Here is a 1,512-nt window from a genome sequence, read left to right on the forward strand (position 1 = left end):
CCCGGCCCTTGCGACGGGCCAGGATGGCGCGCGCGGCGTGGATGCCCATCTGCTTGGCAGCCGGCGCCAGGCCGGGGATCGCCACCCCGTCCGGCCCCGGGGCGCAGGCGGTGTCGCCCACCACGAAGATGTCGGGATCATCGGGCAGCGCCAGGTCTGCCCCAACGATCACGCGGCCACTGCCGTCGGCTTTCGCACCCAGCCACTGTGCCGCTGGCGAGGCCGCAACACCGGCCGCCCAGATGGTGACACAGGCCGCCAGCCGGTCATCGCCGATCATGATGTGCCCGGCCGCCAGCGCGGTGACCCGGGCGTTGAGGCGCACCTCCACTCCCAACCCGGCGAGCGCGGTGGCTGCAGCGGCAGACAGGTCCGGCGGCAGTGCCTTCAGCAGCCGGTCCCCACTGTCCACCAGCACCACGCGCACGCAGTTGCGGGTGATATGGGGGAAATCGCGCTCGGCGGCGTGGCGGGCCAGTTCGGCGATGGCGCCGGCCAGCTCCACGCCGGTCGGCCCGCCGCCCACCACCACGAAGGTCAGATGCTCGGCGCGCGTCTCACGGTCTTCGGCGCGCATCGTCTCGGCGCGCTCCAGCGCCAGCAGCAGGTCGCGGCGCACGCGGATGGCATCGTCGATGGTCTTGATGCCGGGTGCATGGGCCGCCCATTCGGGATTGCGGAAATAGCCGTGGCGGGCGCCGCTGGCCACCACCAGTTGGGAAAAGGCGATGCCGCCGCCGCTGGCCAGCAACACCCGCCGCGCCTGCCGGTCGATGCCCACCACCTCGTCCATCAGCACCGAAACCTGCGGCAAGCCGCGCAGGATGGAGCGGATGGGCGCCGCGATATCGGCCGCCGACAGGCCGGCGGTGGCGACCTGATAGAGCAAAGGCTGGAACAGATAATGGTTCTGCCGGTCGATCACCACGCACGGCTGGCCGGCTTCGCCCAGCGTGCGCGCCGCCGCCAGCCCGCCAAAGCCGGCCCCAATGATCGCCACCGGTGCCTGGCTGGCTGGCGCGTCGGTCAAGGGGGGTGGGCCAGCCATGCCTGCCTGTTCGACGGCACGAGGGGCGGCGTTACAGCGGCCACTGGCGCGTGCGGCGGCGCCCGGTCTATCACCCGGTCATGACCCCGATCGCGCCCTTGCTGGCTGCCGAAGCCGAACGTCTGTCGGTCTATGGCGCGGCCTATGATGCGCTGGTGGCGCAGCTGGCGGCGCTGGGGGCCGGGCGCCGGGCGCCGCGCGTGGGCCAGCGTTTCCCGGGCTTTGCCCTGCCCGATGCCGATGGCCGATTCCACACGCTGGCTGGCCTGCTGGCGGGTGGCCAGCCGCTGGTGATCAGCTTTCATCGCGGCCTGTGGTGCCCGTGGTGCCGGGTGGAGAGCGCTGGCTGGGGCGATGCCGCGTCTGCACTGGCCGCGGCCGGGGCACGGCTGGTCACCGTGTCGGGCGAAGTGGGCGGCGGTGCTGCGGCGCTGGCGGCGCGTGCGGGAGCGCTGGGGCTGTGT

At 72.9% G+C, this 1,512-nt stretch carries 2 protein-coding genes; one reads left to right on the top strand and one right to left on the bottom strand.

What is annotated here, in order from left to right:
- A partial coding sequence (locus GJV64_RS14325) for an NAD(P)/FAD-dependent oxidoreductase (RefSeq protein ID WP_164158135.1) occupies nucleotides 1-1,030 on the bottom strand: 1,030 nt, incomplete at its 3' end.
- A 98-nt stretch (nucleotides 1,031-1,128) separates the two neighbouring features.
- Between GJV64_RS14325 and GJV64_RS14330 the strand changes: the two genes are divergently transcribed.
- On the top strand, nucleotides 1,129-1,512 hold a 384-nt coding region (locus tag GJV64_RS14330), incomplete at its 3' end, for a redoxin domain-containing protein (RefSeq protein ID WP_164158137.1).

The organism is Sandarakinorhabdus rubra (assembly GCF_010994245.1).
GTDB lineage: Bacteria > Pseudomonadota > Alphaproteobacteria > Sphingomonadales > Sphingomonadaceae > Sandarakinorhabdus > Sandarakinorhabdus rubra.